Source organism: Achromobacter sp. 1012554356 (genome assembly GCF_059760815.1).
On the sequence record NZ_JCBANC010000001.1, the window covers coordinates 18,011 to 43,767 of the forward strand.

24 protein-coding genes are annotated in these 25,757 nt (G+C 65.9%); 8 read left to right on the forward strand and 16 right to left on the reverse strand.

Annotated features, from left to right (window positions below; genetic code table 11):
- Positions 1-41: 41 nt before the first annotated feature.
- The 3 genes from AC6LJW_RS00075 to AC6LJW_RS00085 are packed head-to-tail and all read right to left on the reverse strand — an operon-like array spanning position 42 to position 4,352.
- Positions 42-1,223 (reverse strand): acetyl-CoA C-acetyltransferase, encoded by a 1,182-nt coding sequence (locus tag AC6LJW_RS00075; RefSeq protein ID WP_056565778.1) that lies wholly within the window; start codon positions 1,221-1,223, stop codon positions 42-44.
- 35 nt (positions 1,224-1,258) lie between these two features.
- Positions 1,259-3,151 (reverse strand): bifunctional isocitrate dehydrogenase kinase/phosphatase, encoded by a 1,893-nt coding sequence (aceK, locus tag AC6LJW_RS00080; RefSeq protein WP_498086139.1) that lies wholly within the window; start codon positions 3,149-3,151, stop codon positions 1,259-1,261.
- Between the two features lie 22 nt (positions 3,152-3,173).
- Entirely contained in the window at positions 3,174-4,352 is a 1,179-nt protein-coding gene (locus AC6LJW_RS00085) for an isovaleryl-CoA dehydrogenase (protein ID WP_056565773.1), read from the reverse strand.
- A gap of 248 nt (positions 4,353-4,600) precedes the next feature.
- Between AC6LJW_RS00085 and AC6LJW_RS00090 the strand changes: the two genes are divergently transcribed.
- Complete coding sequence (locus AC6LJW_RS00090) at positions 4,601-5,776, forward strand: M20 aminoacylase family protein (protein ID WP_082578974.1); 1,176 nt, start codon at positions 4,601-4,603, stop codon at positions 5,774-5,776.
- Positions 5,777-5,834: 58 nt separating this feature from the next.
- On the forward strand, positions 5,835-6,806 hold the full coding sequence (locus tag AC6LJW_RS00095) for a Bug family tripartite tricarboxylate transporter substrate binding protein (protein ID WP_056565767.1): 972 nt from the start codon (positions 5,835-5,837) through the stop codon (positions 6,804-6,806).
- 94 nt (positions 6,807-6,900) lie between these two features.
- Here the strand turns inward: AC6LJW_RS00095 and AC6LJW_RS00100 are convergent, their stop codons facing one another.
- Both AC6LJW_RS00100 and AC6LJW_RS00105 read right to left on the reverse strand, forming a co-directional pair.
- Positions 6,901-7,233 (reverse strand): YnfA family protein, encoded by a 333-nt coding sequence (locus tag AC6LJW_RS00100; RefSeq protein ID WP_056565764.1) that lies wholly within the window; start codon positions 7,231-7,233, stop codon positions 6,901-6,903.
- A 5-nt stretch (positions 7,234-7,238) separates the two neighbouring features.
- Complete coding sequence (locus tag AC6LJW_RS00105; protein ID WP_056565761.1) at positions 7,239-7,619, reverse strand: MerR family transcriptional regulator; 381 nt, start codon at positions 7,617-7,619, stop codon at positions 7,239-7,241.
- Positions 7,620-7,692: 73 nt separating this feature from the next.
- On the opposite strand from AC6LJW_RS00105, the gene AC6LJW_RS00110 reads away from it, so the two are divergent.
- Positions 7,693-8,766, forward strand: a complete 1,074-nt coding sequence (locus AC6LJW_RS00110) for an MBL fold metallo-hydrolase (protein ID WP_056565758.1) — start codon at positions 7,693-7,695, stop codon at positions 8,764-8,766.
- Here the strand turns inward: AC6LJW_RS00110 and AC6LJW_RS00115 are convergent.
- Positions 8,763-9,389, reverse strand: a complete 627-nt coding sequence (locus AC6LJW_RS00115) for a LysE family translocator (RefSeq protein WP_056565755.1) — start codon at positions 9,387-9,389, stop codon at positions 8,763-8,765. The two genes, AC6LJW_RS00110 and AC6LJW_RS00115, sit on opposite strands and share 4 nt — an antisense overlap.
- Positions 9,390-9,461: 72 nt before the next feature.
- On the opposite strand from AC6LJW_RS00115, the gene AC6LJW_RS00120 reads away from it, so the two are divergent.
- Positions 9,462-10,172, forward strand: coding sequence for a nitroreductase (locus AC6LJW_RS00120; RefSeq protein WP_498086140.1), 711 nt, complete (start codon positions 9,462-9,464; stop codon positions 10,170-10,172).
- A gap of 58 nt (positions 10,173-10,230) precedes the next feature.
- Positions 10,231-11,421 carry a cystathionine beta-lyase gene (metC, locus tag AC6LJW_RS00125; RefSeq protein WP_427985960.1) on the forward strand — a complete coding sequence of 397 codons (1,191 nt, stop codon included), beginning with the start codon at positions 10,231-10,233 and terminating at the stop codon, positions 11,419-11,421.
- Between the two features lie 127 nt (positions 11,422-11,548).
- Here the strand turns inward: metC and AC6LJW_RS00130 are convergent, their stop codons facing one another.
- The 3 genes from AC6LJW_RS00130 to argS form a co-directional block, all read right to left on the reverse strand.
- Entirely contained in the window at positions 11,549-12,181 is a 633-nt protein-coding gene (locus AC6LJW_RS00130; RefSeq protein ID WP_056565750.1) for a thiol:disulfide interchange protein DsbA/DsbL, read from the reverse strand.
- A gap of 79 nt (positions 12,182-12,260) precedes the next feature.
- On the reverse strand, positions 12,261-12,977 hold the full coding sequence (locus tag AC6LJW_RS00135; protein ID WP_056565747.1) for an SPOR domain-containing protein: 717 nt from the start codon (positions 12,975-12,977) through the stop codon (positions 12,261-12,263).
- 9 nt (positions 12,978-12,986) lie between these two features.
- Positions 12,987-14,672 carry an arginine--tRNA ligase gene (argS, locus tag AC6LJW_RS00140; RefSeq protein WP_056565745.1) on the reverse strand — a complete coding sequence of 562 codons (1,686 nt, stop codon included), beginning with the start codon at positions 14,670-14,672 and terminating at the stop codon, positions 12,987-12,989.
- Between the two features lie 278 nt (positions 14,673-14,950).
- On the opposite strand from argS, the gene AC6LJW_RS00145 reads away from it, so the two are divergent.
- Positions 14,951-15,298, forward strand: coding sequence for a DUF1840 domain-containing protein (locus AC6LJW_RS00145; protein ID WP_427985963.1), 348 nt, complete (start codon positions 14,951-14,953; stop codon positions 15,296-15,298).
- A gap of 83 nt (positions 15,299-15,381) precedes the next feature.
- Positions 15,382-15,699 (forward strand): hypothetical protein, encoded by a 318-nt coding sequence (locus AC6LJW_RS00150; protein WP_056565739.1) that lies wholly within the window; start codon positions 15,382-15,384, stop codon positions 15,697-15,699.
- Positions 15,700-15,778: 79 nt separating this feature from the next.
- Here the strand turns inward: AC6LJW_RS00150 and AC6LJW_RS00155 are convergent, their stop codons facing one another.
- The 6 genes from AC6LJW_RS00155 to AC6LJW_RS00180 form a co-directional block, all read right to left on the reverse strand.
- Positions 15,779-16,579 (reverse strand): carbohydrate ABC transporter permease, encoded by an 801-nt coding sequence (locus tag AC6LJW_RS00155; RefSeq protein WP_056565737.1) that lies wholly within the window; start codon positions 16,577-16,579, stop codon positions 15,779-15,781.
- Complete coding sequence (locus AC6LJW_RS00160) at positions 16,576-17,451, reverse strand: carbohydrate ABC transporter permease (protein ID WP_056565734.1); 876 nt, start codon at positions 17,449-17,451, stop codon at positions 16,576-16,578. Before AC6LJW_RS00160 ends, AC6LJW_RS00155 begins: the two co-directional genes overlap by 4 nt.
- A 16-nt stretch (positions 17,452-17,467) precedes the next feature.
- Positions 17,468-18,763 carry an ABC transporter substrate-binding protein gene (locus AC6LJW_RS00165; RefSeq protein ID WP_105236888.1) on the reverse strand — a complete coding sequence of 432 codons (1,296 nt, stop codon included), beginning with the start codon at positions 18,761-18,763 and terminating at the stop codon, positions 17,468-17,470.
- A gap of 33 nt (positions 18,764-18,796) precedes the next feature.
- A complete protein-coding gene (locus AC6LJW_RS00170) occupies positions 18,797-19,852 on the reverse strand; it encodes an ABC transporter ATP-binding protein (RefSeq protein ID WP_498086141.1) in 1,056 nt (351 codons plus the stop codon).
- A 115-nt stretch (positions 19,853-19,967) separates the two neighbouring features.
- On the reverse strand, positions 19,968-20,765 hold the full coding sequence (locus tag AC6LJW_RS00175; protein WP_498086142.1) for a phosphodiesterase: 798 nt from the start codon (positions 20,763-20,765) through the stop codon (positions 19,968-19,970).
- 37 nt (positions 20,766-20,802) lie between these two features.
- Complete coding sequence (locus AC6LJW_RS00180) at positions 20,803-21,816, reverse strand: LacI family DNA-binding transcriptional regulator (protein WP_056565719.1); 1,014 nt, start codon at positions 21,814-21,816, stop codon at positions 20,803-20,805.
- A gap of 319 nt (positions 21,817-22,135) precedes the next feature.
- Between AC6LJW_RS00180 and AC6LJW_RS00185 the strand changes: the two genes are divergently transcribed.
- On the forward strand, positions 22,136-23,464 hold the full coding sequence (locus AC6LJW_RS00185) for an amidase (protein WP_056565716.1): 1,329 nt from the start codon (positions 22,136-22,138) through the stop codon (positions 23,462-23,464).
- Positions 23,465-23,770: 306 nt separating this feature from the next.
- On the opposite strand, the gene leuA is transcribed toward AC6LJW_RS00185, so the two are convergent.
- Positions 23,771-25,480: a 2-isopropylmalate synthase gene (gene leuA, locus AC6LJW_RS00190; RefSeq protein ID WP_056565713.1), complete on the reverse strand. Its 1,710-nt coding sequence runs from the start codon at positions 25,478-25,480 to the stop codon at positions 23,771-23,773.
- Positions 25,481-25,757: the final 277 nt, after the last annotated feature.

Sequence of the window (25,757 nt, forward strand, 5' to 3'; positions counted from 1 at the left end):
CAAGGAACGGGCCGAAGCCCGCACCTCAAGCAGGCAGCTGCTTAGACCATTTCGATAGCCATCGCGACGGCTTCGCCGCCGCCGATGCACAGCGTGGCCACGCCGCGCTTGCCGCCGGTCTTGCGCAGGGCGCCGATCAGAGTGGCCATCAGGCGTGCGCCGGAGGCGCCGATCGGGTGGCCCAGCGCGGTGGCGCCGCCGTGGATGTTGACCTTTTCAGGCGAGAGCTTGAAGTCGGTCATGGCGGCCATGGTGACCACTGCGAAGGCTTCGTTGATCTCGTACAGGTCCACGTCCTCGGCCTTCCAGCCGGTCTTGTTGAACAGGTTCTTCAGCGCGCCGACGGGGGCGGTGGTGAACCAGTTGGGTTCCTGCGAGTGCTGCGAGTGCGCGACGATGCGGGCCAGCGGTTTGACGCCGAGCTTTTCGGCGGTGGACGCGCGCATCAGCACCATGGCGGCGGCGCCGTCGGAGATCGACGACGAGTTCGCGGCGGTGACAGTGCCGTCCTTCTTGAACGCGGGCTTGAGCGTCGGGATCTTTTCCGGCATGGCCTTGGTGGGCGCTTCGTCGGTGTCGATCACGGTGTCGCCCTTGCGGCCAGCCACGGTGACGGGGGCGATTTCCCACTTGAAGCTGCCGTCTTCCGAAGCGGCGCGCGCGCGGCGCAGCGATTCCAGCGAGAACGCGTCCTGCTGTTCGCGCGTGAACGAGTACTTGGAGGCGCAGTCCTCGGCGAACACGCCCATGGCTTTGCCCTTGTCGTAGGCGTCTTCCAGGCCGTCCAGCGCCATGTGGTCGTACACGGTGTTGTGGCCGTAGCGGTAGCCCTGGCGGCCCTTGAGCAGCAGGTAGGGTGCGTTGCTCATGCTTTCCTGGCCGCCGGCGACGACGATCTCGGCGCTGCCCGAGGCCAGCAGATCATGACCGAACATCGCGGCCTTCAGGCCCGAGCCGCAAACCTTGTGGATGGTGGTGCACGCCACGCCCAGCGGCAGGCCGGCGCCCAGCGCGGCCTGACGGGCGGGCGCCTGGCCCTGGCCGGCTTGCAGCACGTTGCCCATGATGACTTCGTCGACCTGCTCGGGTTTGATGCCGGCGCGTTCGACGGCGGCCTTGATGGCGACCGAGCCCAGCTCGTGCGCGGCCAGGCCGGACAGGTTGCCCAGCATGCCGCCCATGGGCGTGCGGGCGACGGAAACGATGACGATGGGATCTGACATGACTTGCTCCTGTGAGGGTCGGGACAGCGATTGGGTTACAACACCGCGTTGCCGTTTGAAGGGCGGTCTGCACGCAGGCGTCTGTCCTTATCGTAAGGGAAAAATTCTTCGATCCGGCCTTGCGCCACGTGGGCGCGGCAGGCCTGCCACCAGTCCGGTTCCAGCAGGTCGGCATGGTGACGCATGAAGGCGCCGCGCACGCGCGCGTCGCCCAGCAGGAAGCGGCCGAATTCCTCGGGGAAGACGTCGTTCGGGCCGATGGCGTACCAGGGTTCGGAAGCCATCTCCGCTTCTTCGTTCGGGGCCGGCGGGATGCGCCGGAAGTTCATCTCGGTCATGCGCTGGATTTCGTCGTAGTCATAAAAGACGACGCGGCCCAGGCGCGTGACGCCGAAATTCTTGTAAAGCATGTCGCCGGGGAAGATGTTGGCCGCGGCCAGTTGCCGGATGGCGTCCCCGTATTCGCGCACGGCGTGGTCCAGCAGCGCGTCCGGCGCCTGCTGCAGATACAGGTTCAGCGGCGTCATCCGGCGTTCGATGTAGACGTGGCGGATGACGACGGTGTCGCCGGTTTCCTCGATAAGGCTGGGCACCAGGCGCCGCAGTTCGTCCAGCAGCGCGGGCGCAAAGCGGGCGCGCGGCAGGGCGACCTGTGAATATTCCCAGGTGTCGGCCATGCGGCCCACGCGGTCGTGCAGCTTGACCATCTGATACTTGCGCCGCACGGTGGCGTGGTCCATGCCGTCCTTGTCGATGCGGTCCTTGATGAGCTTGAACACGTACGGATAGGACGGCAGCGTGAACACGCACATCACCATGCCCTTGATGCCGGGCGCGATGTCGAAGGCGTCGCGCGAGTGGGCCAGGTGGTGCAGGAAGTCGCGGTAGAACAGCGTCTTGCCCTGCTTTTGCAGGCCGATCATGGTGTAGAGCTCGGCCTTGGGCTTGCGCGGCAACAGGCTCGACAGAAAATTCACCACGGCCGCGGGCGTTTCCATGTCCACCAGGAAATACGCGCGGGTAAAGCTGAACAGCGTGCTCAGGTCGTCCGCGCCCAGCAGCAGCGCGTCCAGCGTCACCTGCCCCGCCGGATTGCGCGTCAGCGCGATGGCAAAGGGATAGACGGTGGTCTGGTTGATCAGGCGGCCGACGATGTACGCGCCCTTGTTGCGAAAGAACAGCGACCCCAGCGCGTGGAGCTGGCAGTCGGTGGCGATGCGCCGGCCGACGTGGCGCGGCAGCACCGCGCGCAGCTTGGAGACGGCGGCGCGCGCCAGCAGGCGGGTGTCGCGCGGCAGGTCTTCAAAAGGCAGCGCCAGACCGAAGTCGGCCACCATGCGGATCAGGCTTTTTTCCAGGCCGTCGGTCACCGGGTAGTACACGCGGTAGGACGGCACGCTGCTGTCCAGGTAGTCGGTGGCGACCGCCGGCCTGACGAACAGGAAATCGTTGTGGAAGTAGTCGCGGTGCAGCAGCCGGCACGAGACCGAGTTGAAGAAGGTCTCGGCGCATTCGGGCTGGCGGTGTTCGCCCAAGAGGCCGACGAACTCCTGCTTGATCTGCTGCCAGTACGCCGTCTGCGCGTCGGTCAGGGACGGGGCGGCGGCGCCGTTGCCGTTCTTGGCGGCGTGCTCGGCGCCGTTGCCCGTGCCGCCGACCGCACCCTCTGGCCGGCCGCGCAGCACGCCTTCCAGTTGCGTGGCGCATTCGCGCACGCGCATGTCGTAGTACTCGATGCGTTCGCGCGACAGGTGCTGGATGCCGTGCCAGTCGCCGGATTCAAACAGCGCCTTGGCGCGCTGCGCGCTGTAGCGGAACAGCGCGTAGTGCCGGTCAAAGCCGGCCAGGATCAGGCGCGCGACCTCCAGCGGCGAGGGTCCCGGCGCGGGAGCCTGCTCGATGTGCTGGATGTCGGACGTGCGGATCATGGCGAGGGCTGTGGATAAGGCTTCAGGCGGTTTCGTTGAAGAGTTCGCGGCCGATCAGCATGCGCCGGATTTCGCTGGTGCCGGCGCCAATTTCGTACAGCTTGGCGTCGCGCCACAGGCGGCCGACCGGGTATTCGTTGATGTAGCCGTTGCCGCCCAGGATCTGCACGCCCTCGCCCGCCATCCAGGTGGCCTTTTCGGCGGTGTACAGAATGAGCGCGGCGCAGTCCTTGCGCACCTGGCGCACGTGGTCGGACCCCAGTTTGTCCAGGTTCTTGCCCACCTGATAGCAGAAGGCGCGGCTGGCTTGCAGCGTGGTGTACAGGTCGGCGACCTTGCCCTGGATGAGCTGGAATTCGCCGATGGCCTGGCCGAACTGCTTGCGGTCGTGGATGTAAGGCACCACCACGTCCATCACGGCCTGCATGATGCCCAGCGGGCCGCCGGACAGCACCGCGCGTTCATAGTCCAGGCCGCTCATCAGCACCTTCACGCCGCCGTTGACCTGGCCCAGCACGTTTTCCTCGGGGATCTCGCAGTCCTGGAACACCAGCTCGCCGGTGTGGCTGCCGCGCATGCCCAGCTTGTCCAGCTTCTGCGCGACGGAAAAACCCTTGAAGCCCTTTTCGACCAGGAAGGCGGTGATGCCGCGCTGGTGGGCTTCGGGGTCGGTCTTGGCGTAGACGACAAGGGTGTCGGCGTCCGGGCCATTGGTGATCCACATCTTGGTGCCGTTCAGCACGTAGCGGTCGCCCTTCTTTTCCGCGCGCAGCTTCATGCTGACGACGTCGGACCCGGCGCCCGGCTCGCTCATGGCCAGCGCGCCGACGTGTTCGCCGGAGATCAGCTTGGGCAGGTACTTGGCCTTCTGGGCCGCCGTGCCGTTGCGGTTGATCTGGTTCACGCACAGGTTGGAGTGCGCGCCGTACGACAGGCCGATGGAGGCGCTGGCGCGGGAGATTTCTTCCATGACGACCATGTGGGCCAGGTAACCCATGTTGGCGCCGCCGTATTCCTCGTCGGCGGTCATGCCCAGCACGCCGAGGTCTCCGAATTTGCGCCACAAGTCCATCGGGAACTGGTCGCTGCGATCGACTTCCGCGGCGCGCGGCGCGATCTCGGCCTGCGCGAAGTTGCGTACGGCGTCGCGCAGCATGTCCAGGTCTTCGCCCAGGTCGAAGTTCAGGCCGGGAAGATTCATCAGTGTCTCCGTGATAGTAGGTGCTTACATTCATGGATCTGCGCGGGCGTGTCTTGGCCGCCGTCGCGGGGGTGATCCATGATGCGCCGATCGTCCGGCGCTGCGCAATGATGCAGTGCAAATATTACGTTTACGTAAACGTAAATTGGATAAGGGTTATCCCTAGCGCCCTGCGCGCCGTTGCGGCGGTGACGATGGGCAATACTTGATATGACCCTTTAATCCTGAAATATCCGATGGAGTCTGCTGTGCTCGAACTATCCAACCTGGACGACATCGTGGCGTTGCGCCGCGACATCCACATGCACCCGGAGCTTTGCTACGAAGAGCACCGCACGGCCAAGGTGGTGGCCGATACGCTGCGCGGCTGGGGCATCGAAACGCACACGGGCATTGCCAAGACGGGCGTGGTGGGCGTGATCAAGCGGGGCACGTCGGACCGGGCCATCATGCTGCGCGCCGACATGGATGCGCTGCCCATGCAGGAAGAAAACCAGTTCGAGCATCGCTCGCGCCACGACGGCAAGATGCACGGCTGCGGCCACGACGGCCATACCGCAATGCTGCTGGCTGCGGCGCAGCATTTGCAGACCGCGGGCGGCTTCGACGGCACGGTCTACCTGTGCTTTCAGCCGGCCGAGGAAGGCGGTGCGGGCGGCCGGGCGATGATCCAGGATGGCCTGTTCACGCGCTTTCCGTGCGAGGCCGTGTTTGGCATGCATAACTGGCCGGGATTGCCGGCCGGCGCGTTCGGCGTCTGTGCCGGTCCCATGATGGCGGCGGCCAACGGCTTCAAGATCACGGTCAAGGGCAAGGGCGGCCACGCCGCCGCGCCGCAGGACTGCAACGATCCGGTGCCGGCGCTCTTTGCCATCGGCCAGTCGCTGCAGACGATCCTGACGCGCAGCAAGCGTCCGCTGGATGCGGCGGTGCTGTCGATCACGCAGGTGCAGGCGGGCGGCAGCGTCATCAACGTGATTCCCAATACCGCGTGGCTGGGCGGGTCGGTGCGCGCGTACAGCACCGATGTGGTGGATTTGATCGAACGGCGCATGCAGGAGATCGCACCCAGCATTGCCGCGGCGCACGGCTGCGAAGCCGAGGTGTACTTCGAGCGTCGCTACCCGGCGCTGGTCAATACCGTGGCCGAGACCGAATTCTGCATGGGCGTGATGCGCGAGGTCGTGGGCGAGGATCGCGCACTCACCATCGAACCGGCCATGGCATCGGAAGACTTTGCCTTCCTGCTGCAGGAAAAGCCCGGATGCTACGTGTTCCTGGGCAATGGCGACGGCGAACACCGCATGGCGGGCCACGGTCTGGGCCCGTGCATGCTGCACAACGCCAGCTATGACTTCAATGATTCCTTGATTCCGGCGGGGGCGTCGTACTGGGTTCGCTTGGCGCAACGCTACCTCGCTTGATGGGCTTTACCGCAATCCGTTTCACCAACGCAGTGCTACGCAACATCACCAGGACGATATGAAAAAGAAGACATTGCTGACCAAGGCCGCGGGGGCGGCCCTGGCAATCATGGCGAGCGGCGCGATGGCGCAGAGCTGGCCGGCCAAGCCCGTCACCGTAGTCGTGCCCTACACCGCCGGCGGCAGCGCCGATGCGATCGCGCGGCGTCTGGGCGACGCGTTGCGCAAGGAAGCGAACATCACGGTCATCGTCGAGAACAAGCCGGGCGCGGGCGCGTCGGTGGGCACCGACTACGTGGCGCGCGCGCAGCCGGACGGCACCACGCTGCTGCTGGCCTCCACCAGCCCGCTGACGATCTTTCCGCATCTGGCCAAGACCAATTACGACCCGATGAAGGACCTGACGCCGGTGGCCAGCGTGGCCGTGGCGCCGGTGGCCATCGTGGCGACCAAGGCGTTGCCGGTGAAGGATTTTGCGGGCCTGGTGGAATACGCCAAGTCGCATCCCGAAGGCGTACGCTATGGCACGCCGGGCCAGGGCACGGTCGCGCATATCGGCATGGCGGCGGTCACCGCGCAGACCGGCACCAAGATGCTGCACGTGCCGTATCGCGGCAACAGCCAGGCGCTGACCGACGGCCTGGGCGGCGTGGTGGAACTGCTGGTGGTCAACAGCGACGTCGTGCTGCCGCACGTGGCCAATGGCGCGCTCAAGCCGCTGGCGGTGATGGCGCCGCAGCGTCTGGCCGCGTGGCCGGATGTGCCGACGATGGCCGAGCTGAAGCTGCCGCAGGCGCAGTACTACTCGAACTTCGGCATCTTCGCGCCGGCCAACCTGCCGCCCACGGTGTCGCAGCCGTTGCAGGCGGCGTTGACCAAGGCGGTGGCCAGCGCCGAGTTTCAGGAGCTGCTGGCCAAGTCGTTCCTGCAGCCGGGCACGGCGTCGGGCGAGGCCTTTGCCAAGCAGGTGCAGGCCGAGTTCACGAACAACGCCCGTCTAATCAAGGACGGCAACATCAAGGCGGAGTGATCGGCGGGGCAGAAATGAGCGCCCCGCAACAAAAAGCGCGCGGCCCTTCAAGGGTACGCGCGCTTTTTCGTTTGTGCCGGTCAGACGGCCCGGATCACGTCCCGCGCGGCCCGAACATGATCACCAGCATGCCGGCGATGCACAGGCCCACGCCGATCCAGTCGCTCGCGCTGGGACGCACCCCGTCCACCGCCCACAGCCATAGCAGCGCCATGCCGATGTAGACGCCGCCGTACGCGGCATAGACCCGGCCCGACGCCGTGGGGTGCAGGGTCAGCAGCCAGGCGAACAGCGCCAGGCTCACCGCGGCGGGCGCCAGCAGCCAGATGGAATGGCCCTTGCGCAGCCACAGATAGGGAAGATAGCAGCCGATGATTTCCGCGAGCGCGGTCAGGACGAAGAGCCCTATGGTTTGAAAAACGGCCATGCGAACTACGGCTTCTGCGCCAAGAGGACGCGGCACTGGCGTTCCTGCTCGCTGATTTCCTGCAGGGTGTCGTCGATGTCGCGGCGCTGCTGCTCGAGCGTGACGCGATGCTGTTCCAGCACGGCCAGGTACTGGCGCAACTGCACGTCGGTGTCGCCGGGCCCGTCGTACATGTCGATGAGCGTCAGGATCTCGGACAGTTGCAGGCCCAGCCGCTTGCCGCGCAAGGCCAGCTTCAGGCGCGTGCGGTCGCGCGGTCCGAAGATGCGGTTGCGGCCCTCGCGCGCCGGGCTGACGATCCCCTGGTCTTCGTAGAAGCGGATCGTGCGGGGCGTGACGTCGAACTCGCGGGCGAGCTCGGAGATGGTCCAGGTTGACGAGGGCATGCGACGTGTGGCAGTTTACGTAAACGTAAATTATGATGACTTGACGTGATCGTCAAGCGTGGAGCGAGAGGCAATGAACCCCAACGAACAGAAGCTTCAGTATCCCTGGGCCGATTTTCAGCCCGAGGCCGGCCGCGCGCATGCGGTGGCGGAGGGCGTCAAATGGATCCGGATGCCGCTGCCGTTCGCGCTGGATCATATCAACCTCTGGCTGCTGCGCGACAACATCGACGGCCAGGACGGCTGGACCATCGTCGACTGCGGCATTTCGCGCGACGAAGTGAAGACGCTGTGGGAAGACGTGTTCAAGAACGAGCTGGACGGCCTGCCCGTGCTGCGCGTGCTGGTCACCCACATGCATCCGGACCACATCGGCCTGGCCTACTGGCTGTGCGAGCGCTGGAACGCGCGGCTGTGGATGACGATGACGGACTTCATGGTGGCGTCGCTGTGGTCGTCGCGCCGCACCGATGCCGGCGCGGGGCCGGGCGGCCAATCGGCGGTCGAGCACTTTGCCCGCCACGGCCTGACGGACCCGGACGCGCAGGAACAGATCCGCCAGCGCGCCAACTATTTCCCTAACCTGGTGCCCGCCGTGCCGTCGCGCTATACGCGCATCATGGACGGCGATCAGGTGCGGATCGGCGGGCGCGATTGGCGCGTCATCGTGGGCTACGGCCATGCGCCGGAACACGCGTCGCTGTTCTCGCCCGACCTGGGCGTGCTCATCTCCGGCGACATGGTCCTGCCGCGCATTTCGACCAACGTCAGCGTGTTCGATTACGAACCCGACGCCAATCCCCTGCCCCTGTATTTGCGTTCACTGGACGGGTACGACGGCCTGCCGGACGACACGCTGGTGCTGCCGTCGCATGGCCGCCCGTTCAAGGGTCTGCATGAGCGCATCGCGCAGCAGCACGAGCATCATCGGGATCGGCTGGCGGAAGTGCTGGAAGCCTGTGCCGTGACGCCGCAATCGACGTCGGATATCGTGCCGGTGCTGTTCAAGCGCAAGCTGGATTTGCACCAGTTGACGTTCGCGATGGGCGAGGCGCTGGCGCATCTGCATGCGCTGTATTTTGAAGGCAAGCTGACTCGGGCGCAGGATGCCGATGGCATCGTGCGGTTCAAGGCGCGCGCAAACTAGCGCGACGCCGTCGCCAGCCTGACCGCCAGCCCCACGAACACCAGTGCCGCAATGCGATTCAGCCAGCGCTTGGCCGTCACCGAGCGCTGCAGCAGTTCACCAAATGCGCCCGAGAAGAACGCGATCGCGCCGAACACCAGCAGCGTGGACACGATGAACACTGCGCCCAGTTGCATCGTCTGCACGCCCACCGATCCCAGCCGCGGCGACGTGAATTGCGGCAGGAAGGCAAAGAAGAACAGCAGCACCTTGGGATTGGTGAGGTTCATGACGATGCCGCGGCGGTACAGCGCGCCGGGGCGCATGGGTTCAGGACGTTTGCCGTCTTCGGATTCGACGGGGGCGCGCAGGATCTGCCAGGCCAGGTACGCCAGATAGGCCGCGCCCGCCAGCTTGAGCACCGTGAACGCGATGGGCGACGCGGCGAAGACGGCAGCCAACCCGACCGCAACCGCCGCCGTGTGTCCGAGCAGTCCGGTGCACAGCCCCAGCACCACGAACATGCCCGCCTTGCGTCCCCAGATGGCGGACTGCATCAACACGAATAGATTGTCCGGCCCCGGCGTCAGCGCCAGCAGTACGGCAATGCCAAAGAATGCGATGAGGGTGTCGAGGGGCAGCATGGGGCGGGACGGTGGCGGATAGCAAGTGGCATGATAAGGGCAAAGCCGACCACGACAGGAGACAGACCGATCATGACCGTTGCCGCTCAGAACGCCATTAACGCCACCGACGCCCTGCCCGATGCCGCGCTCGAGGACTGGCTGCTTGCCCGCCACAGCTGCCGAGCCTTCCTGCCGAAGCCCGTGCCTCGCACGACCGTCGAGCGCATTTTGACGCTGGCGCAGCGCACGGCGTCCTGGTGCAACTGCCAGCCGTGGCAGGTGGCGATCACCGAGGGCGAAGGGACCCGGCGGCTGCGCGACGCGCTGGAGCGCCGCGCGCAGGTCGCGGGCTTTACGCCTGATTTCCCGTTTCCGCGCGAATACCGCGACGAGTACCTGGCCCGCCGCCGCGAATCGGGCTTTCAGCTGTACGGCGCAGTGGGCGTGCCGCGCGGCGACCGCGAAGCCTACCGGCGCCAGGAGATGCGCAACTTCGCCCTCTTTGACGCGCCGCACGTCGCCATCATCACGACCGACGAGGCACTGGGCGAGTACGGCGCGATGGATTGCGGCGGGTACGTCGCCAATTTTCTGCTGGCGGCCCAGGCCAACGGCGTCGCGACCGTGGCGCAGGCATCGCTGGCCATGTATCCCGAGGTATTGCGCGAAGTACTGGGCATCGCACCCGGCCGGCGCGTAGTCTGCGGCATCTCGTTCGGCTTCGAGGACACGGCGCATCCGGCCAACAGCTACCGCACCCGGCGTGCGGATTTGTCCGAGACGATTCAATGGATCGGCTGAAATTCCCGCCGCGTCCTGATATGGTTTGGCTTTCCCGGTTTTGACGCACCTCTACAAGATGCCTACCAAACACATCGATACGGTTCTCCAGCACGCGGGCACCGCCCCGTTCAATCCCGAGACCGGCACGGCGCCGGTGCCGTTGCCGCCCATGCGGGCCAGCACGGTGCGCTTTGCCAACATCGCCGCGCTGGAAAACGCGCAGCGCAGCAAGGCGGCCGGCGGCCGCGCGTCCACGTACGGGCGCATGGGCATGGACACCCATGCCGCGCTGGAAGAGGTCTTCACGCAGCTGGAAGGCGGCACGCACTGCTATCTGGCGTCCTCGGGCCTGTCGGCCATGACGATGGTGATGATGGCGCTGTGCTCGGCGGGCGATCACGCTTTGATCTCCGACAGCGTGTATGGCCCGATGCGCGAGCTGGACGATGCGGTGCTCAAGCGCATGAACATCGAGATCACGTATTTTGCCGCTGGCGAAGACATCGATGCACTGGTGCGGCCCAACACCAAGCTGTTGTACGTGGAATCGCCCGGTTCGCTGCTGTTCGAGATGCTGGACATGGGCGCCATGGCTGCCATCGCGCAGCGCCACGGGCTGGTGCTGGCCACCGACAATACCTGGGGTTCCGGCTACATCTACCGGCCGCTGACGCTGGGCGCGCAGGTCTCGGTCATTGCCGGCACCAAGTACGTGGGCGGGCACTCCGACCTGATGCTGGGCGCGGTGGTCACCAACGACGAGGGCATCGCCCGCAAGCTGAACCGCACGCAGTACGCGATGGGGTATTCGATCAGCGCCGACGACGCGTGGCTGGCGCTGCGCGGCGTGCGCACCATGCCCATCCGCATGGCGCAGCACGCGCGTCACGCGATGCAGGTGTGCGAGTTCCTGGATTCCCGTCCCGAGACCGTGCGCCTGTTCCATCCGGCCTGGCCCAAGGATCCCGGCCACGAATTGTGGCAACGCGATTGCACGGGTTCGAACGGCATGCTGTCGGCCGAACTGGCCCTGTCCCCGGCCGCCGCGCGCCGCTTTGTCGATGCGCTGACGCTCTTTGGCATCGGTTTCTCGTGGGGCGGCTATGAAAGCCTGGTGCAGCTCGTATCGCCGAAGGATCTGTCCAAGCACGGCTATTGGGGCGAAGGCGAGAACCCGGTCGTGCGCCTGCATATCGGGCTGGAATCGCCCGAGGACATCATTGCGGACCTGAAGCAGGCTTTTGAGCAGGCTGCGGCGGTCAAGTAATAGCCGCGCTCGGTACCCTGGCAGCCGCCGCGTTCGCATGCGGCTTGGCCGGCTGAACGGAACCCGAAACAAAAACGCCCCGGCCTGAAAAGGCACGGGGCGTTTGCCATGCGGATCCTTGCGCAGATTACTTCGCGCGCGCCATCGGAATCAGCGCGTTGACTTCCTTCAGCGCGCCTTCGTAGCTGTTGCCCGCCATGACCGGCGAGGTCATGAACTTGCCGCCCACGGCGAAGGACGGCGTGCCTTCGATGCGATAGGCCTCGGCCAGCTGGTTGGCGCGCTGCACCTGGGTCTGCACGCTGAACGAATCGAACACCGAGTCGAACTTGGCGCGGTCCACGCCCTGGGTCGCAATCCACTCACCCATGGCCTTCTTGTCGAACAGGCGCTTGTGCTCGCCGTGGATGGCCGTGAAGACCTTCGGGTGCAGGTCGGGACGGTCCAGGGCCAGCAGCGTGTAGTACAGCTGCTGCAGCGGCTTCATGCCGGCGTTGAAGGCGATGGGAACCTGCTTGAGCACGACGTCGGACGGCGCGGTCTTGGCCCAGTCTTCGACCATGGGTTCCATGGCGGCGCAGTGCGGGCAGGTGTAGGCAAAGAATTCCAGGACCTCGACCTTGCCCGGGGTGTCCGACGGCAGCGGCGGGTTGATCGGCACGTACTGCTGGGCGCCTTGCGCGTGGCTGGCCGGGCTGAAGAACGCCGTGGCGGTCAGCGCGGCGGCTGCCAGGATGCGGATGAGCTTGGGGGACAGCATGGGTGAGGTTCCTGAATAAAAGGCTACAGACAGGCCCGGGGCCGGATTAGTTCAATGCAAAACGATCCGCCGCGCGGCGCTATTGGCGCACTACGGCGGTTTCGATCTTGTTCTCGCCCAGGCGGCCGCGCGCCCGGTTCATGTCGTCCAGGCGGGCAAACGGACCGACCCGGACGCGGTTGATGGGCTTGCCGTTGAGTTCGGCCTTCTGCACCGCGACGGGCAGGCCCAGCAGGATGATGCGTGCCTTGAGCGATTCGGCGTCGTTCTCGCCGCGGAAGGCGCCGGCTTGCAGGTAGTACGTGCCGGTGGCGGCGGGCGCAGACGGCTTGGCGGCTGCCGTCGCCGTGGGGGCGGCCTTGGAGATGGGCGTGGGCGCGGATGCCGTGGCGGGCGGGGCCGACGGCGCAGCAGCCGGCGCCCGGGAGGTCGGCAGCGTGGCGATCAGCGCGCCCAGGTCGTCCAGCTTGGAGGGGGTTTCGTCGCCCTTGGCCGGTGCGCCTGCACCCGGCAGCGGGGCCGGCGCGGTGGCGGTGGGACCGGTGGGCGGCGCGCCCGCCGCCCCGTCGCGGCCGTACAGGCCGGCGTTGGGGTCCGGCGCCGAGCGCGGATCGGGCAGCTTGCCCGTATCGCCCTGGCGGCTGGCCCGGTCCACGAAGGGAACGGGCGCTTTGGTGACATAGAACGCGACGACGGCGGCGACGATCAGCCCGATCAGCAGACCGGCCAGCGCCCCGTACAGGGTGCTGCCGCTTTCGCCGGAGGAACGGCGGGTGGATTTGCGCTTGGTTGCCATGAACCGATGTTACATCCGCTCGGGCGCGGAAACGCCCAAGAGCGCGAGGCCGTTGGCCAGCACCTGGCGGGTGGTGGCGGCCAGGCGCAGGCGGGCCAGCTTCACGGCAGTGTCGTCGACCAGCACGCGCTCGGCGTTGTACCAGGCGTGGAAGTCCGACGCGCAGTCGCGCAGCCAGAACGCGATGTGGTGCGGCGACAGATCCTGGGCGGCCAGCGCCACCACCTGGGGGAACTCGGCCAGGCGCTGCATCAGCGCGAATTCGGTCGGCGCGGTCAGGAGCGAGGCGTCGGCCTGGGCCACGTCTGCGGCGGGCATGCCCGCGTTGTTGATGACCGAGCAGATGCGCGCGTGGGCGTACTGGATGTAATAGACGGGGTTCTCGTCGCTCTTGGACAGGGCCAGGTCCACGTCGAACACGAATTCCGTGTCGGCGCGGCGCTGGATAAGGAAGTAGCGCACCGCGTCACGGCCCACCCAGTCGATCAGGTCGCGCATGGTGACGTAGCTGCCGGCGCGCTTGGAGATCTTGACCTCTTCGCCGCCGCGCATCACCTTGACCATCTTGTGCAGCACGTAGGACGGGTAGTCCTTCGGGATGCCCTCTTCCAGCGCCTGCAGGCCGGCGCGCACGCGGGCCACGGTGCCGTGGTGGTCGCTGCCCTGGATGTTCACGGCGCGGTGAAAGCCGCGCTCCCATTTGGCCTTGTGGTAGGCGACGTCAGGGACGAAATAGGTGTAGCCACCCTCGCTCTTGCGCATGACGCGGTCTTTGTCGTCACCCGTGCCCAGTTCGGTGGTGCGCAGCCACAGCGCGCCGCCCTCTTCGTAGGTATGGCCGCCGGCGACCAGCGCCTTGACCGTCGCTTCGACGCGGCCGGACGTGTAGAGCGAGCTTTCCAGGTAGTAATTGTCGAACGCCAGGCCGAAAGCCTGCAGGTCCAGGTCCTGCTCGCGGCGCAGGTAGGCCACGGCAAAGACGCGGATGTCGTCCAGGTTGTCGATGTTGCCCGTGGCGGTGACGGGCTCGCCGTCGGACGCCTGGATGGTCTTGCCTTCCTGGAAGTCGCGCGCGATGTCGGCGATGTAGTCGCCCTTGTAGCCGTCTTCGGGCCAGTCCGGGGATTCCGTGGTCAGGCCGCGGGCGCGGGCCTGCACGCTGATCGCCAGGTTATGGATCTGGTTGCCGGCGTCGTTGTAGTAGAACTCGCGGGTGACGTCCCAGCCGACGGCGTCGTACAGGCGGCACAGCGCGTCGCCCAGCGCGGCCTGGCGGGCATGGCCCACGTGCAGCGGGCCGGTGGGGTTGGCCGACACGAACTCGACCAGGATCTTTTCGCCCAGGCGCGCGGCGCGTCCGTACGTGTCGCCCTGCTCGGCCACCGCGGCGATCACTGCCTGGCGGGCCGCCGGGGTGATGCGCAGGTTGATGAAGCCGGGGCCGGCCACTTCGGCGCTCTCGACCAGCGCGGCGGCGTCGGGATTGGCCATCACGGCGTCGACGATGCCCTGGGCCAGTTCGCGGGGATTGCGGCGCGCGGGCTTGGCGAGCTGCATGGCCACGTTGGTGGCGACGTCGCCGTGGGCGGCAACCTTGGGGCGCTCCAGCAGCACGTTGGGCTGGGCGTCGGGCAGGCTTTGCGCGACGGCGGCCTGGATCAGGGAGATAAGCTGTTTTTGTTGCTCGAGGAGCATGGGCGTCTGGCGAGGTTCTGTGTGAGTGACGATGGCGGCACGGCGCTTGGAGCCGACTTGCGGCTTGCCGGCAATTCGCGCTACGCCCGCAGGCGAGCCCACGGTGCTGTCCGGCGGCGGCCGGCAAGCCGGTGCGCGCGTGCCGGAGTCAGGGCCGGCGCGGCGCCTGCTGTCACGGGAAACCCCTGAATCATAGTTGATTTGGGGGCGCCAGTTGGCATCATGGGGGCGTTGGGGTAGTGTACGGAGCTAAGGTAAACAATGTAGGAGACCGGAATATGCTGATCACTTTTCACTCCAAGGTCGTGGCCGAAGTCCTGATGCTGACCGACCACGCCGGCGCCCTGTTGCAGGCGGCTGGCAAGCCGGTCGGCGACAAGATCCCCGAGCGCGGCGTCTTCACCGTGGAGCAGCTTGGTCCGGCCATCAGCGGCATCGAACGCGCGATCGACGAATACCAGCATGCCCACGAAATCCCGGACGAGGACGACGAGGACAAAGCGCCCGCCGCCCCGATGGCGCGCGCGGTAGGCCTGAAGGAACGTGCCTTCCCCCTGCTGGACATGATGCGCCAGTCGCAGGCCGCCGGCGCCGAGGTCACCTGGGAAGTGTCGCGGGGCTGGTAGGAATATGTCGCCGGGCGGACAATCTGTCCGGCGTTTTTTGCCTACTCTACTGGCCTGACGCCCTCTGACGGAGCCCCATTCCCATGCGCAGCGACATCACCATCGTTTTCGACCCCCGGCGTTCGCTGGACCTTTCCGCGAACGTCGACACCTCTCCGCAACGCCAGGCCGATGCGCGCGATTGGTTTGACAGCGCCTGGGAAACCCTGGGCTGCGAGCCGCTGCGCCCCAGCGGCAAGGTCCTGTTGCTGGACAAGGTGCTGGGCGTGGCCGACGCGTTGGGCTACGACACGCTGTCCACCGACGAAAAAGAAGCCCGGGAGTTCGCCGAGCACCTGGCGCTGGCGCTGGAGCGTCCGCGCATCACGGTGGACCTGCCGGGCCTGACCGTCGGGTATTGATCCCCGCCACGTGTCCCCATGCGCAACAAACCCCGCCGAGGCGGGGTTTTTTGTTGCGGCGCGGCAGGTCGTCAGGGTCCTAGCGGATCCCCGCCCGCATGAACGACTGCACGAACTGGCGCTGGAACAGCAGGAACGCGATCAGCAGCGGCGCGGCCGACATCAGGGTCGCGGCGGTGATCACGGACCAGTCGATGCCCTGGTCCGTCGACGAGAACACCTGCAGGCCCACCGTCAGCGGCCGGGATTCGACCGAATTGGTGATGATCAGCGGCCACAGGAAGTTGTTCCAGTGGTGGCTGACCGACACCAGCCCGTAGGCGACGTAGATGGGCTTGGCCAGCGGCACGTAGACCTTCCAGAGGATCTGCAGCGCATTCGCGCCTTCCATGCGGGCCGCTTCTTCCAGTTCGCGCGGGACCGTCTTGAAGGTCTGGCGCAACAGGAAGATGCCGAAGGCCGAGGCAAAGTACGGCAGGCCGATCGCGAACACCGTGTCGCGCACGCCCAAGAGGCTCATCGACCGGTAGTTCTCCACCAGCAGCACGTCCGGCATGATCATCAGCTGCAACAGCACCAGCATGAAGACAAAATCGCGGCCGCGGAACTCGAAGCGCGCAAACGCGTAGCCGGCCAGCGTCGACAGCACGAGTTGCGCGGCCAGCACCATCGTGACCAGCACGAACGTGTTCAGGAAGTAGCGCGGAAACGGCGCCGCGTTCCAGGCGCGCACGAAGTTATCCAGCGTCAGCGGCGCGAAGAGATCAAAGCGGGTTGCGTAGGCCGGCGGATGGAACGCCGCCCACATCGCGTAGGCCAGCGGCAGAATCCACAACAGGCCCAGCGCCCACGCGCCCAGGGTATCGAGCTTGTCTTTCATTGGTAGTGCGTCCTGCGGTCCAGCCAGCGGAACTTGATCAGCGCGGTCAGCGCCAGCACCACCAGCAACACGACGGTCAGGGTCGCGGCGTAAGCCGTGTCCCAGAAGCTGAATCCCACCTGGTAGATGTAATAGAGCAGCAAGGTGCTGGCGTTGTCCGGTCCGCCTCGCGTCATCACGACCACATGGTCGACCAGCCGGAACGCGTTGATCAGCGCATTGATCAGCACGAAGAGCGTGGTGGGCATGAGCAGCGGCCACAGGATGCGGCGGAAATACTGCCAGCGCGAGGCGCCTTCCAGCATGGCCGCTTCACGCAGCGACGGCGACACCGTCTGCAGCGCCGCCAGATAGAAGATCATGAAAAAGCCGGCCTCTTTCCACACGGTGACCAGCATCAGCGCGGGCAGCGCGGTCTCGCGGTTGCCCAGCCAGTTGGGACCCGGCGCGCCGAACCAGCCCATTACCTGCGCGATCAGCCCGTATTGCGGCGTGTAGAAGAACAGCCATATGTTGGCGACTGCCACCATCGGCAGCACGGTCGGCGTGAAGTACGCCATGCGCAGGAACCCACGCCCGGCGAGGTTGCGGTTGACCCACAGCGCCATGATCAGCGCGATGCCGATCGAGGTAGGAATGGTGCCCAGCGCAAACCACAGGTTGTTCCACAACGACTGCCAGAACACGGGGTCGTCGCGCATGACGGCGTAGTTGTCCAGCCCGACGAAGCGGGCTGGGCGCGCGCCCTTTGGGGTGGAGAAAAAGCTGTGCCAAAGCGTCGCCACCGCCGGGTAATGCGTGAAGGCGGCGAGCAGCACGATGGCTGGCAGCAGAAGCAGCCAGCCATATAGCGCATTCAAAGAGCGGCTCATCGTGCGTGCGGTCGGTTTACTTGTAGGAACGCAGTATGCGATCGGACTCGCGCTGCGCGTCGGTCAGGGCCTGCTGCGGCGTCTTCGAGCCCGTCAGCGCTGCCTGCAGGGCGTCGTTCAGGGTCTTGGTGACGCGCTGGTTCTCATGCGTGGAGAATTCCGCCACGCTGACTTCCAGCTGGTCGCGCGCGACCGTGGCGGCCGGCACTTCCTGCGCGTACTTCTTCATCTTCTCGGTCTGCCAGGCGGCCGGCGTCACGGCCACGTAACCCGTGGCGATGCTCCAGTCGGCCGCGCGCTCGGGCGTGGTGGCCCACTGCGCGAACTTCAGCGCCGCCGCCTGCTGCTCCGGCGTGCCGCTCTTGAAGATGTAGAAGTTGCCGCCGCCCGTGGGGCTGCCGCCGCGCTTTTGCTGCGGCATCATCGCCACGCCGAACGGAAAGTCGGCGTTCTTGCGGATGTTGGTCAGGTTGCCGGTGGTGGTCCAGACCATGGCCGCCTTCTTTTCCAGGAAGTCCTTGGGCGTGGTGCCCCAGTCGATCGTGCCGGTCGGCATGATCTTGTGCTTGGCCGACAGGTCACGCCAGAACTGCGCGGCTTCGACCACCGCCGGCTTGTCCAGGTAGACCTCGTTGCCGGCTTCGTTCATCAGGATCGCGCCGTTGGGCGTGGTCAGCGCCTGGAACAGCCAGTACGCGAACGCGCCGCCCGACGGGATCTCGATGCCCCACTGCGTCGTGTTGCCCGAGGCGTCCTGCTTGGTCAGCTTCTTGCCGTATTCCACCAGCTCGGCCCAGGTCTTGGGCGGCTTTTCGGGATCCAGGCCGGCGGCTTTGAAGAGATCCTTGTTGTAGTACATGACGATCGTCGAACGCTGGAACGGCACGCCCCAGGTGTGGCCGCCGCTGCGGCTGTTCTGCATGAAGGCATCATAGAAGCCGCCCAGCCACTTCTTGTCGGCGTCGGTCTTGGCCAGGCCGTCGATCGGGACGATGGCGTCCTCGTCGATCAGCGTAAACATGTCGGTGGACAGCAGCACGGCCAGCTGCGGCGGGGTGCCGCCCTTGAGCGCGGTCAGCGCCTTGGCGATGGAGTCCTGGTACGAACCGGCGTAGATCGGCTTGATCTTGATGTTGGGATTTTCCTTCTGGAAATCCGTCACCATGTCGTCGACGATTTTGGTGATCGGGCCGCCGACGGCGACCGGGTAATAGAACTCGACCTCGACGGGCTTGTTCTGCGCCTGCACAGGCAGAGAAAGGCAGGCGGCGGCCAGGCTGGCGGCCAGGGTCTTCAGTACGATGCGTCGCATGTTGTGTTTCCTTCCTGTGGGTGGGGCCATTCCCTAGCGCCCGTCGGTGTTGATGACCGCCGAATCGGCGGCAAAGAAATGCTGTTGCCCGTCCGGCCAGGACAGGCGCAGCGGCTCGCCGGCGCTTGCGCGCAGATGGCCGCCTACCCGGACGGCCACGCCGCCCGTGTCGCCGATGCGGCACACCACGATGGAGTCCGCGCCGAAGTACTCCACGCTCTCGACGGTGGCCGCGATGCCGTCGCCGTCGATGCGTATATGTTCAGGCCGCACGCCCAGCTTCACGGCGCCCGCGGGCGCATTCGCGATGGCGGGACCTTGCGTGCCGGCGATCACCGTGGCGCCCGCTTGCTGCGTCAGGCTGATCAGGTTCATGGGCGGCGTGCCGATGAAGCGCGCCGCGAACTCGCTGGCGGGACGCGCATACAGGCCATCGGGCGTGTCGTGCTGTTCGATCTGGCCGCCGCGCAGCAGCACCACCTGATCGGCCATGCTCATAGCTTCAGTCTGATCGTGCGTGACGTAGACCATGGTGATGCCCAGGCTTTGCTGCAATGCGCGGATCTCGCGGCGCATCTCGTGGCGCAGCTGTGCGTCCAGATTGGAAAGGGGCTCGTCCATCAGGCAGACCGGCGCTTCGGAAATCACGGCGCGGCCCAGCGCCACGCGCTGCTGCTGGCCGCCGGACAGTTGCGACGGCTTGCGGTCCAGCAGGTGCGACAGGCCCAGCAGGTCGGCCACGCGCTTCAAGCGCCGGTCGAAGTCCTTGGCGGGCTCTTTGCGCACCTTCAGGCCGAACAGGATGTTCTCGCGCACCGACAGGTGCGGAAACAACGCATACGACTGGAACACCATCGAGATGCGGCGCTTGGCCGGCGGCAATTGCGTGACGTCGCGGTCGCCGATGCGGATGGTGCCCGACGTGGGCGTATCCAGGCCGGCGATCATGCGCAGCGTCGTCGACTTGCCGCAACCGGACGGACCCAGGAGGACGGTGAAGCTGCCGGCCGGAACCGTAAAGCTAACGCCTTGGATCGCCGCCGCGCCGGCGTACTGTTTGGTGAGGTTATCCAGAACGATGGATGACATGCTGTCTCGAAGATCTAATTGTTAGATCCGCATTGTTGCCTGTTATGAAAACCTTTTCATTGTGCAGCGCAAACATGACGGATATGTGGCAATGCGTGGGTTCCCCGCGCCGGTTTCAACCAAAGGGATACGGGCCGGGGTAATCCCCGATGACGGCGTGATGCGTGACCAGATTGCCGCCCTGCCACCAATGCAGCTGATAGCCGGGCGGTTCCATGATGTATTGCAGCGTCGGGCGCGGACCGAGTTCCAGCGCAAGCTGGTGGGCCGTGCCGGGACAGGTCGACGCGATGGTGCCGCCAAAGCGTTGGAAGATCGTGCGATGCAGATGGCCGCACAACACGCGCTCGACATTGGGATAGCGGGCGACGATGCGTTCCAGTTCCGGTGCGCCGGCCAAGAGGCCGATGTCGTCCATGTGTTCGATGCCGGTCAGGAACGGCGGATGGTGCATCAGCACCAGCGTGGGCCGGCCGGGCTGTTCGGCCAGGCGTTCGGCCAGCCAATCCAGGCGCGTCTGGCAGAGTTCGCCGTGGCTCTTCATCGGCACCACGGTGTCCAGCGCCAGCATGCGCAGCGGATAGGTCTCGATGGCGTACTGCACGAATTGTCCGCCTTCCTGCAGGTACGCGTGGTCGGGGAACGCGGCGCGCAACTGGGCGCGGTCGTCGTGGTTGCCGGGCAGCAGGAAATACGGAATCTCCAGCGCCTGCAGATGGTCGCGCAGCGTCTGGTATTCGCTGGGCTTGCCCAAGTCCGTCAGATCGCCGGTGATCAGCACGCAGTCAAGGCGCGGCGTCAGCGCATTCAAGGCGCGCACCGCGGGCGCCAGAAACGCCGCCGGGTCGATGATGCCGTAGGCCTTGTCTCCCGGGGTGCGCATGTGGAGGTCGGTGATTTGTGCGATGAGCATGGCGATCTGGAAGTTGTCGGAATGGTGGGTAGCAGGCTTAGCGGCGCACGGACGCCGCGGTGCCGCCGACGACGATGCAATGGGGCAGGCGGTTCGATTGCGGCGGCTGGCCATGAATCTGCGCCAGCAGGTTCGAGCACGCCGTTTGGCCGATGCCGTCGCTGGGTTGCGCGACGGTGGTCAGCGGCGGGGTCAGCAACGCGCCAAAGCGCATGCCGTCAAAACCGCACACGGAAATGTCGGTCGGCACGGACAGCCCCAGTCCCACCAGGTCGGCGATGACGGCGGTGGCCAGCAGGTCGTTGGAACAGAAGAGTGCCGTGGGCGCCTGCTTGCCGCGCAAGGCGGCCCTTAGCGCATCCACGTCGCTGCCGGTGTGCGAGCTCATGGCGATGTGCTGGATCGCGTCCAGGCCCAGCTTCTTGGCGCTGGCGCGGGCGCCCATCAGGCGACGGCGCGCGCGGTCGGATGCGGTCAGCGGGCCGGTCACCAGTGCGATGCGCTTGTGCCCCATCGCGGCCAGGTGCGCCACCATGTCGCTTGCCGCGGCGCGATTGTCGACCGACGCGAAGGGGTGATCGTTGGACTCGTTGTAGACCAGCACGTAAGGGATGCCGCTGCCGTCCAGGTCGTCAAGCGTGGCGCTCTTGCTGACGTCGGCCACGGTCAGGATCAGGCCATCGACCTGATGGTCGATTAGACCCTGCACAGCGGCCGATTCAACGGCGGGGTCGTAGCCGGTGGCGGTCAGCATGACGCTGTAGCCCGATTCACGGGCGCGGCGTTCGGCGCCTTCGAAACACTCGGCGAACACGGGGTTGGATAGCGTGGGCAGGATCAGCCCAATGGTGCGCGTGCTGCCCGAACGCAGGCTGCGGCCCACGCGGTTGGGCCGAAAGCCCGCGCGCTTGGCGATGTTGCGGATGTGCGCCAGCGTGTCGGGATGCACGATCTCCGGCTGGTTGAACGCGCGCGACACCGTCGCCGGCGACACCCCCGCCTTGCGAGCCACTTCGATGATGGAAAAGCGGGGCGACGGGCGCGTAGCCATTGATGGAATCACTGCAAGTTTGCTGAAAACGATTTCACTTTACTTGAGGAATATGAACTTTGTATTGCACGGGTTTGCGCTATGCTGGTGCGAACGCAACAACACAAAGCCATGGCGCGGCGCGTTATTCCGCGGAAAACCCGTTCTTTCGGTGTTTTTCCCAATTGACGCAACGCGCACAATGGCAAGGTCGGTTTGCCGGGCATGACGCTTGCTTTCTTGGGCAGGCAGCCACGCCGGGCATACCCTCGGTCAAGGGGACCGGGTGCGCAGTATGTTTTTCCGCGCTCGTCGCGGCACCGGCAAAGAGGAAAGAATCATGTCTACTGCCTTGAACAGACTGGGCGCGGTTGAAGCCGCGCGCAAGCTGCAACGGCGCGAATTGACCGCAGTGCAATTGGTGCGCGCCTGCTTCGCGCGCATCGAGCAGCGCGAGAACACCGTCCATGCCTGGACGGCCCTGCAGAAGCAGGCCGCGCTGGATCAGGCCGAAACCCTCGACCGCGGTGCGTTGCGCGGTCCGCTGCACGGCCTGCCCATTGGCGTGAAAGACCTGTTCGATACCGCCGACCTGCCCACCCGCTACGGGTCTCCCATCTACGACCGCCACCGTCCCGGCCTGGATGCCGCGTCGGTGGCGCTGTGTCGTGGCGCGGGCGCCATCGTCATCGGCAAGACGGTCACCACCGAATTCGCCACATACCAGGCCGGCCCCACGCGCAATCCGCGCAACGAGGCCTACACGCCGGGCGGCTCGTCCAGCGGCTCGGCCGCCGCGGTCGCCGACGACATGGTGCCCTTTGCGCTGGGGTCGCAGACCGCGGGCTCCATCATCCGGCCGGCGTCCTATTGCGGCGTGGTCGGCTTCAAGCCCACCTTCGGCGCGATCTCCCGCGCGGGTGTAAAAAATCTGGCCGAATCGCTGGACACGGTCGGCGGATTTGCGCGGTCCGTCGAAGACGTGGCGCTGTTCTCGTCGGTCCTGATGCGCGATCCGCGCATGCTGGACCTGTCCTATCACGACGCGCCGCGCGTGGGCATGTACCGCAGCCTGCAATGGCGCCATGCGCAGCCCGAAACCAAAGAGGCCTTCGCGCAGGCCGCGGCGATCCTGTCGCGGGCAGGCGCCAAGGTCGAAGAAGTGCCGCTGCCGCCGGAGCATTGCGTGCTGGTGCAGCTGCATTCGGACATCATGGCGTTCGAGGCTTCGCAGGCGCTTGCGTATGAACGGCTGGAACACGCCGTGCAGCTCAGTCCCAAGCTTCAGGCAATCCTGGAATCCGGCGCGCAGATCAGCGCGGAACAGCACATCAAGAACCTGGAACGCGCCGCCGAATCGCGCGCGCGGGTCGACACATGGTTTCAGCAGTACGACGTGCTGATTGCCCCCAGCGCCAGCGGCGAGGCGCCCTTCGCCGACCTGGGCACGGGCGATCCGCAGTTCTCGCGGGCGTGGACGCTGTTCGGACTGCCTTGCCTGAACCTGCCATTCGCCACGGGGCCGCAGGGCTTGCCGGTGGGCTTGCAGCTGGTCGGCGCGCGGCATGAGGACCATCGCCTGCTCGCCATCGGTGCATGGATCCACGCGCGCCTGTTGGCCGCGAATGCGCCGGATATCGGCGCGTCCGACATGTGGCCGCGGGGCTGACTTCAATGCTTTCGGTGTGGGATGGTGTCAGACACCCGGGCAAGAGGATCGTCAGCGCGTGACAGCGGATCATTGGGTGTCAGACACCTAGGCCGACAGCTATTCAGGGGGTGTCGGACACCAAGGCCGGCCTCCGCATCAAGGTGTCTGACACCCAACAGAAAAAACCGCCAAGCTGACAAGGCGCGGCATGGGTGTCTGACACCTTGCCACGCAAAGACAATTCACCCGCAATGAAAAAGCCCGCCGGATAAGGCGGGCTTCGTTTTGTGCCCCGTTGTCGGGGGCGTGAGGCCTGGTCGTGGATCACACGGCTTCGGCGGCTTCCTGTTCGGCGGTGACGGCGCCGGAATTGATGTGGCGGTTCACGGCGCTCAGCACGGCCTGGAACGAGGCCGTCACGATGTCGCGGTCGATGCCCACGCCAAAGCCCGTGGCGGATTCGCCGACGCGCAGTTCGACATAGGATGCGGCGCGCGTGCCGGTGCCGGTGCCGATGGCGTGCTCGTGGTAATCCATGATGCGCACGGGCACGTCCAGCGCGGCCACGAACGCGGAAATTGCGCCGTCGCCCTTGCCGCGCACAATGCGGCGTTCGCCGTTGTATTCAAGTTCGGCTTCGATGCTGAAGTGCTGGCCTTCGCCGGCCGACGGATCGCCGTCGATGCGATGACGGATCAGCTTCCACGGCGCCTTCTGCTCGAGGTATTCGCGGTTGAAGATCGTGTGCACGTCGTCGGCGGTGACTTCGCGGCCGGTCTCGTCCGTGACGCGCTGAATGGCGCGGCTGAACTCGATCTGCAGGCGGCGCGGCAACACCAGGCCGTGTTCCTGCTCGAGCAGGTACGACACGCCGCCCTTGCCCGATTGGCTGTTCACGCGGATCACGGCGTCGTAGCTGCGGCCGAGGTCGGCCGGGTCGATCGGCAAGTACGGCACTTCCCAGACGGCGTCCGCCTTCTGCAACGCAAAACCCTTCTTGATCGCATCCTGGTGCGAGCCCGAGAACGCGGTAAATACAAGGTCGCCCGCGTACGGATGGCGCGGATGGACCGGCAACTGGTTGCAGTACTCGGCGCAGCGGCGCACTTCGTCGATGTCCGAGAAATCCAGGCCGGGGTGCACGCCTTGCGTATAGAGGTTCAGGGCCAGCGTGACGAGGTCCACGTTGCCGGTGCGCTCGCCGCTGCCAAACAGGCAGCCTTCGATACGGTCGGCGCCGGCCATCACCGCAAACTCGGCGGCGGCCACGGCGGTGCCGCGATCATTGTGCGGATGGACGCTGAGCACGATGCTGTCGCGGCGGGCCAGATTCTTGTGCATCCACTCGATCTGGTCGGCGTACAGATTGGGCGTGGTCGCCTCGATGGTGGCGGGCAGGTTCAGCACCATCTTGTTGTCGGGCGTGGGCTGCCACACCTCGGCAACGGCGTCCGAGACTTCCAGCGCGAATTCGGGTTCGGTCGTGCTGAAGACTTCGGGCGAGTATTCGTAGCCCCACTTGGTTTCGGGACGCTGCGACGTGTACTGCTTGATGAGGCGCGTGCCGGTGGTGGCGATGTTCTTGATCTCGTCCTTGGACATGTTGAACACGACCTTGCGGAAGGCCGGTGCGCAAGCGTTGTACATGTGGACGATGGCTTGCTTGGCGCCCGCGGCGGCTTCCACGGTGCGGCTGATCAGGTCTTCGCGCGACTGGGTCAGCACGATGATCGTCACGTCATCGGGAATGCGCTTCTCGTCGATGAGCTTGCGCACAAAGTCGAAGTCGGTCTGCGACGCGGACGGGAAACCGACTTCGATTTCCTTGAAGCCGATCTTCACGAGCTGTTCGAAGAAGCGGACCTTGCGTTCCACGCTCATCGGCTCGATCAGCGCCTGGTTGCCGTCGCGCAGGTCCGTGCTCATCCAGATCGGCGCCTTCGTGATGCGGCGGCTGGGCCAGGTGCGTTCAGAGAAATCGCGGGTAAAGGGCGCGAAGGGGACGTATTTGGTGGCGGGGTTGGCAAGCATCATCACTACACCTCGATCGGTTTCTTTTGAATCCCGGCGCGTCTTGCGCTCGTCGGCATCGCAACCGGATGACGGTCTTGTGCCAGGGTTTGCCGGGATGGCCGGCAGGATTCAGAGATAAAAAGGGGAAATCGCGTGTGGCAAACGTGGCTGCCGAGCTACCACGGGGACACTAGGCCCGGCAACCGATCGGTAGCAATAGCGATAGCGCGATGAAGGCGGTTTGAGCGCGCAGGCCGGCGACCGGAGCGGCGGAGCGTCCGGTGGCAATCGCGAGGGG

Coding starts and splice junctions, on each gene's coding strand:
- AC6LJW_RS00075 (WP_056565778.1), bottom strand. CDS start 1,223: ATGTCAGATCCCATCGTCATCGTTTCCGTCGCCCGCACGCCCATGGGC.
- aceK (WP_498086139.1), bottom strand. CDS start 3,151: ATGATCCGCACGTCCGACATCCAGCACATCGAGCAGGCTCCCGCGCCG.
- AC6LJW_RS00085 (WP_056565773.1), bottom strand. CDS start 4,352: ATGAATCTTCCCGGCCTGAACTTCGACCTGGGCGAAGACCTGGACATG.
- AC6LJW_RS00095 (WP_056565767.1), top strand. CDS start 5,835: ATGAAAAAGAAGACATTGCTGACCAAGGCCGCGGGGGCGGCCCTGGCA.
- AC6LJW_RS00100 (WP_056565764.1), bottom strand. CDS start 7,233: ATGGCCGTTTTTCAAACCATAGGGCTCTTCGTCCTGACCGCGCTCGCG.
- AC6LJW_RS00105 (WP_056565761.1), bottom strand. CDS start 7,619: ATGCCCTCGTCAACCTGGACCATCTCCGAGCTCGCCCGCGAGTTCGAC.
- AC6LJW_RS00110 (WP_056565758.1), top strand. CDS start 7,693: ATGAACCCCAACGAACAGAAGCTTCAGTATCCCTGGGCCGATTTTCAG.
- AC6LJW_RS00115 (WP_056565755.1), bottom strand. CDS start 9,389: ATGCTGCCCCTCGACACCCTCATCGCATTCTTTGGCATTGCCGTACTG.
- AC6LJW_RS00120 (WP_498086140.1), top strand. CDS start 9,462: ATGACCGTTGCCGCTCAGAACGCCATTAACGCCACCGACGCCCTGCCC.
- metC (WP_427985960.1), top strand. CDS start 10,231: ATGCCTACCAAACACATCGATACGGTTCTCCAGCACGCGGGCACCGCC.
- AC6LJW_RS00130 (WP_056565750.1), bottom strand. CDS start 12,181: ATGCTGTCCCCCAAGCTCATCCGCATCCTGGCAGCCGCCGCGCTGACC.
- AC6LJW_RS00135 (WP_056565747.1), bottom strand. CDS start 12,977: ATGGCAACCAAGCGCAAATCCACCCGCCGTTCCTCCGGCGAAAGCGGC.
- argS (WP_056565745.1), bottom strand. CDS start 14,672: ATGCTCCTCGAGCAACAAAAACAGCTTATCTCCCTGATCCAGGCCGCC.
- AC6LJW_RS00145 (WP_427985963.1), top strand. CDS start 14,951: ATGCTGATCACTTTTCACTCCAAGGTCGTGGCCGAAGTCCTGATGCTG.
- AC6LJW_RS00150 (WP_056565739.1), top strand. CDS start 15,382: ATGCGCAGCGACATCACCATCGTTTTCGACCCCCGGCGTTCGCTGGAC.
- AC6LJW_RS00155 (WP_056565737.1), bottom strand. CDS start 16,579: ATGAAAGACAAGCTCGATACCCTGGGCGCGTGGGCGCTGGGCCTGTTG.
- AC6LJW_RS00160 (WP_056565734.1), bottom strand. CDS start 17,451: ATGAGCCGCTCTTTGAATGCGCTATATGGCTGGCTGCTTCTGCTGCCA.
- AC6LJW_RS00165 (WP_105236888.1), bottom strand. CDS start 18,763: ATGCGACGCATCGTACTGAAGACCCTGGCCGCCAGCCTGGCCGCCGCC.
- AC6LJW_RS00170 (WP_498086141.1), bottom strand. CDS start 19,852: ATGTCATCCATCGTTCTGGATAACCTCACCAAACAGTACGCCGGCGCG.
- AC6LJW_RS00175 (WP_498086142.1), bottom strand. CDS start 20,765: ATGCTCATCGCACAAATCACCGACCTCCACATGCGCACCCCGGGAGAC.
- AC6LJW_RS00180 (WP_056565719.1), bottom strand. CDS start 21,816: ATGGCTACGCGCCCGTCGCCCCGCTTTTCCATCATCGAAGTGGCTCGC.
- AC6LJW_RS00185 (WP_056565716.1), top strand. CDS start 22,136: ATGTCTACTGCCTTGAACAGACTGGGCGCGGTTGAAGCCGCGCGCAAG.
- leuA (WP_056565713.1), bottom strand. CDS start 25,480: ATGATGCTTGCCAACCCCGCCACCAAATACGTCCCCTTCGCGCCCTTT.